We start from the raw sequence: 5,061 nt of genomic DNA on the forward strand, positions 1-5,061 counted from the left end.
CGAGCGCCTGCACGGTCAGCGCGGTCGCCGGGGCCGGCTGGGCGGCGGGTGCCGCCGCGGTCGCAAGGGGCGCGAGCATCGTCGTGTCAGGCGGCGTGCTGCTGGCGGCGCAGTTGCGCGTCGAGCTGCTGCAGCGTCGTGTACTGCGTGATGTTCAGCGCTTCCGGGTCGATCGAACCGTAGAGCTGTTCGCAGAACACGATCAGCTCGACGATGTTCAGCGAATCGATGCCGAGTTCGCCGATGCCGGCGTCGGTGTCGACGGTCTCGACGTTGAGGATCTTCGCGACTTCGCGGGACAGGATGTCGAGCGCGTCGGCCGGAACGTTCTGGGTCGTCATGAGAGGAGCTCCTGATAATGAAGTGGGTTGATCGGGATCGATCGGCCTGTCGCGTGGGTCAACTGCCGGCTTCGCAGCGCAGGCTCTTGCGAAGCTCGTGATAACAACGGTACGAACTGCCTTCCATCTTCGAAAACGCCAGCAGGTCGCGCTGGTCGTCGAACGTGGCGACCCTGCCGTCGCGCACGAGCGCCGTCAGGAATTCGTTCGACAGCAGCTTGATCGCGAGCACGCGCTGCACCTTGCCGAAGCTGTAGTGCGCGTCGTCGGTCTGGCTGCGGGCGGCGTCGGCGATGAACTGGTGGACGGCGCGCGCGTCGGCGTCGAGTTCGACGCGGCCGGTGCGTTCGAGCCAGCCGACGTGCGCCATCAGCGCACGGACGAAGTAGGGCCGCACGACGGTCAGGTATTTGTTGAACACGGTCGGGCCGCCGATGCGCAGGCGATCTTCGGCGCTCACGCGCACCTGGCCGCCGACGTTCGCGAGCTGCAGGTTGCCCGCGAGGAACGGCGCGCCGCAGGTCGTGCGCTTCAGCTTGCGATACTCGTCGGGCCACACGAGGTAGGCGGCCGGGAACATCACGCCCGGCAACCGCGCGGCGACCACCGCCATGCAGTCGCGATGCGCTTCGATGCCCCACACCTTGTCGACGGTGAGCGCGAGGCCGTTGTCGTCGCTGCGCACGACCGTGCGCCATGCGGCGAGCGTCGGGCCGCCGCCATCGCTCATCAGGAACGCGAAGTTGTGACCGCTGTCGATGCAGTCGCACGCGCGACGGTTCTGGTCGTCGGAGAAGAACAGCCCGAACATGATGCGGATGAACGCGCGCATGAACGGCTTGAACAGGTGATGGAATCCCTCGCGGCTGATCTGTTCGAGCAGCGCTTCGGTGAGCGGCGCTTCGTCGTGCCGCAGCGGCGTCGACGCGGACGAATCGGGCAGCACGTCCGGCGTGGCGGCATGCAGTGCGATCACCATCTCGCTGTCGAGCAGCCGCACGGCGGCCGCTTCGACGAGCCGGGCCGCTGCGCGCGGCAGCGTGCCGAGCGACGCGATCATGTCGAAGTGGCGCAGCACCGGATACGCAGCCTGGTCGGCCACGCGCAGCAGCAGCGGTGCGGTCGCGAGCGGGTCGGCGGACGAAGCGGGGACGGAAAGCGTGGACATGGGGCTGGGTTCCTGTCAGAAGCGCACGCGCACGGCGGCGTCGATACGGGTGCCGAGACCGACCATCCGGTACTCGGAGTTGCTGTCGGAGAACGCGCGGGTGACCGCGACATCGACGCTCACGCGCTTGTTCACGTCGGCGACGACCTGCGCGATCGCGAGCAGGCCCTTGTCCTGCGGCGAATAGACCCCGCGCAGCGAGTACTCGACGCGGCCGATCTTCTTGCCGAGCCGCGCGAACAGGTAGTCGCGCAGGTTGCCGTCGACGCTCACGAAATCGGCCGTGCCGCCGAGGCCGGCCAGCGCGGCGCCGGGCGCGACGGGCAGCAGTGCGTTGTTCGCGCGGACCGCGCCGACCATCTGGCGCCACTGGTTCGCGTCGTAGCGCGCCTCGTCGTGCGACCACTCGACGATCAGCGAGAAATTGCCGGGCAGCGCGCTCTGCATGCCGACCGCGCTGCGCCACATGTATTGGCGGTCGTTGCGGCGGTCGACCGCGTCGTATGCGGCCGGCGAATCGAGCGGCGTGCCGTTCGCGATGAAGGCCGGCAGCGGCCGCGTCGTGCCGCGTTCGAGCCACGCGCTCGCATAGACGGTGTTCGAGCGTGCGACGTCGAACGACAGCGTCGCGCCGGCGCCGCCGTGGCCCGCATGCCGGCCGGCGAGCAGCGAGGCCGAGCCGCCCGACCAGTTGTATGCACCGCGCACGAGCTGGGTCGCGCCCTGCACGTCGCGGTTGTCGACGTCGCTGCGCAGCGTGCGGTTTTCGCCGGCGATGATCTGCAGCGTGGTCTGTTCGCCGGCCCATTTCGCTTCGACGAGCGGCGTGCCTTCGACGTCGCCGTAGCGGTCGTAGATGTCAGCTGTCGCGGCGCGCTTCTGGAAGAAGCCGAGCGGAAAGAACGCCTGCGACGTGTCGAGCGGATCGATCCGCTTGCCGGCCGTGAGCGTGATGCCGTTGTCGAACGCATAGCGCACGCCGGCCTCGTTGAAGCGGGTGGCCTGCGCGCCGAGCGAATGGTTGCTGGCCACGGCGCGCGCGTTCATGAACAGGTTCTCGCCGTCGATGCGTGCGAGCAGCCCGGCTTCCTGCAGGTTGCGCGGCTGGTCGCCGATCAGGTTCCCCAGCAGCGCATGCCCGTCCATGCTGTCGACCGACCGTGCGTACGCGATGCCGTTCAGCGTGCTCAACTGTTCCATCAGCGATTCTCCGTGCGCGAGCGTGCAGCCGAGCGCAAGCGGGACGGCGAGCGCGGCGGCGGGCCAGAGTCGGCCGGATGATGGAAGGCGGCGGTCACGATGGGCGTCGACATGAGCGTCGTGGTCACTGGCCATCGGCAAGCGTGTCGGGGTTGAACCAGCCCGACGGAATCTTGCGCGGCTGGCCGTCGAGGATGTCGACGACGCTCGCGCGCTGCTTTTCGATCTCGTTGCGATACGTGATCTTGCGGATCACCTTGCGCCCGTTCGCATCGACCGGCGCGGAGAAGTCGGCGCTGCGGAACAGCAGGCCGCTGGCAAGAAAGAACTGCGCGCGCACCGGCACGTCGGTGTCGGGCGTGACCCACAGCTTGATCGTCGGGTAGACGTTGTCGGGATCGGTCGCGGTCAGGTCGAGCTCGGTGGCCGGCTTGCCGGCGATCGTCGTCGCGCCCGCCGCGGCCGACGCGTGATAGCTGTCCGCCCAGTGCGTGCGCGTGATGTCGCTGATCACGACCTCGCCCTGCAGCCGCTGCATCCCGTTGATGCGGACCGCGCTGCGCGTGTTCGGCACGTAGAACCAGTGGCCGCGCGTCGTCGCGAGATACTTCTGCCCGTCGTTCTCGCCGCTGCGCGTCAGTGCGAGCGTGTCGCCGTTGCCGCGCGTGTAGACGAGATAGCGTGTTGCGTCGCCGGACTGTCCGCCGACTTCGTTCGTGATCTGGATGTTCGTCTGCGTATCGGCGGCAGTGCTGCGGTACGCGTCGGCACGGGCGAGCATGGTCTGGGCCGTCGGTGCGTCGGCGGCATGAACAAGCGGCGCGCACGCGACGAGCGCGGCGGCCAGATGGCGAATGCGAATCATGGGGCGAGTCCTTCGAGGATGTTGCGTTTGGCGAGCCCGAGTGTCGCGAGCAGCGCGGCGGCCACCCCGAGCACGACGAACGCGCCTTCGACGGCGGCCACGGCGGCCGGCGAGACCGTGAATTCGAGCAGGATCGACTTCACGCGGCCCGGCGGCGGGGGCAGGTGGATCTGTGCGTGATTGAGCGCGACCATCGTCAGCAGCGCCACCGCGATGCCGGCGGCGGCGCCGAGCAGGCCGAGGAAGGCGGTCTCCTGGATCAGCACGCCGCGCACCGTCGCGGCCGGCACGCCGAGCGCGCGCAGCGTCGAGATCTCGCGGCGGCGTTCGACGATGCTCATCAGGATCCAGTTGCTCATCGACAGCAGGATCGTCAGGCAGAGAATCGCGCCGAACACCGAGAACTGGTTCTTGTACAGCGCGACGACCTGGTGATAGAGCGACACGAGCTGGTCCCAGGTCTTCACGTCGAGCGTCGGCAGCGCGGCGTGCAGCGTCGCGGCGGCGGCCGGCGTATGTGCGGTGTCCGTCAGGAACACCGCGATGCGCGACGCACGGTCGGTGCGCAGCAGCGCCTGCGCGGCGGTGAACGTCACGTTGACGATCCGCTCGTCGACGTCCTTGTTGCCGGTGCTCATCACGCCGACGATCTGCGCGTCGGTTGCGTTGATGCCGCCGTGCGCGGTCGACGCCATCAGCTGCACGACCGAGCCGACGTGCACGCCGAGCTTGCGCGCGAGTTCGGCGCCGACGACGACTTCGGTGCCGGCATTCGTCGGCGACAGGTAGCGGCCCGACAGCACCGTGTGATAGTCGAAGAAGCCGGGCGGCTCGCGGTTCGGCTCGATGCCTTCGCCGACGAAGCCGTAGCTGAGATCGCCGTTCGAGATCAGCCCGTCGAAGTCGATGCCGCGCGCGGTGGTCGCGACGCCGGGCAGCGCCGCGATCGCGTGCGTGGCGGTGGCCTGTTCGTCGGCGGTCAGCCCGTACTGCAGCGGCCGCTCGCCGATCAGGTCGAGATAGCCGTGATGCAGCACCTGCACGTGGCCGACGCCGCTGTCGATCGACCCTTCGCGCACCGCGTCGAAGGTCGCGATCACGTAGCCGAGCGCAAGGCTCGACGCGAACGCGGCGACGCCGATCATCGCCATCGTCAGCACGGTGCGGCGCTTGTTGCGCCAGAGGTTACGCCACGCAAACGTCGACCAGTTCACGATTCTCTCCCGGTACGCCGTCGCGCATCTCGATGCGACGCGGCAGGTGCGCGCACAGACGATCGTCGTGCGATGCAATCAGAAAGGCGGTGCCCAGCGTGCGATTGGTGTCGAGGATCAGGTCGGCCACCGCCCGTGCGTTGGTGCTGTCGAGGCTGGCGGTCGGCTCGTCCGCGATCACGATCGCGGGCTCCTTCGCGAGCGCGCGGGCCAGCGCGACCCGTTGCTGCTCGCCGCCGGACAGCTCGCCGGGGCGATGGCGTTCGCGCGCGG

At 68.8% G+C, this 5,061-nt stretch carries 6 protein-coding genes; all 6 read right to left on the minus strand.

Annotated elements, in window-relative coordinates; genetic code table 11:
• Positions 1 to 86: 86 nt before the first annotated feature.
• Positions 87 to 341: an acyl carrier protein gene (locus G3N93_RS34345; protein ID WP_011350104.1), complete on the minus strand. Its 255-nt coding sequence runs from the start codon at positions 339 to 341 to the stop codon at positions 87 to 89.
• Between the two features lie 58 nt (positions 342 to 399).
• The gene (locus G3N93_RS34350; RefSeq protein WP_206134963.1) at positions 400 to 1,509 is read right to left on the minus strand and encodes a hypothetical protein; all 1,110 of its coding nucleotides are present in this window, start codon (positions 1,507 to 1,509) and stop codon (positions 400 to 402) included.
• 15 nt (positions 1,510 to 1,524) lie between these two features.
• A complete protein-coding gene (locus G3N93_RS34355) occupies positions 1,525 to 2,844 on the minus strand; it encodes a hypothetical protein (protein WP_206134964.1) in 1,320 nt (439 codons plus the stop codon).
• On the minus strand, positions 2,834 to 3,574 hold the full coding sequence (locus G3N93_RS34360) for an outer membrane lipoprotein-sorting protein (RefSeq protein ID WP_174933435.1): 741 nt from the start codon (positions 3,572 to 3,574) through the stop codon (positions 2,834 to 2,836). The genes G3N93_RS34355 and G3N93_RS34360 overlap by 11 nt, the downstream gene beginning before the upstream one ends.
• Positions 3,571 to 4,788 (minus strand): ABC transporter permease, encoded by a 1,218-nt coding sequence (locus G3N93_RS34365; protein ID WP_174938534.1) that lies wholly within the window; start codon positions 4,786 to 4,788, stop codon positions 3,571 to 3,573. Before G3N93_RS34365 ends, G3N93_RS34360 begins: the two co-directional genes overlap by 4 nt.
• On the minus strand, positions 4,760 to 5,061 hold a 302-nt coding region (locus tag G3N93_RS34370; RefSeq protein ID WP_206134965.1), incomplete at its 5' end, for an ATP-binding cassette domain-containing protein. The genes G3N93_RS34370 and G3N93_RS34365, both read right to left, overlap by 29 nt.

Origin of the sequence: Burkholderia sp. Se-20378 (assembly GCF_017104665.1) — a bacterium.
GTDB lineage: Bacteria > Pseudomonadota > Gammaproteobacteria > Burkholderiales > Burkholderiaceae > Burkholderia > Burkholderia lata.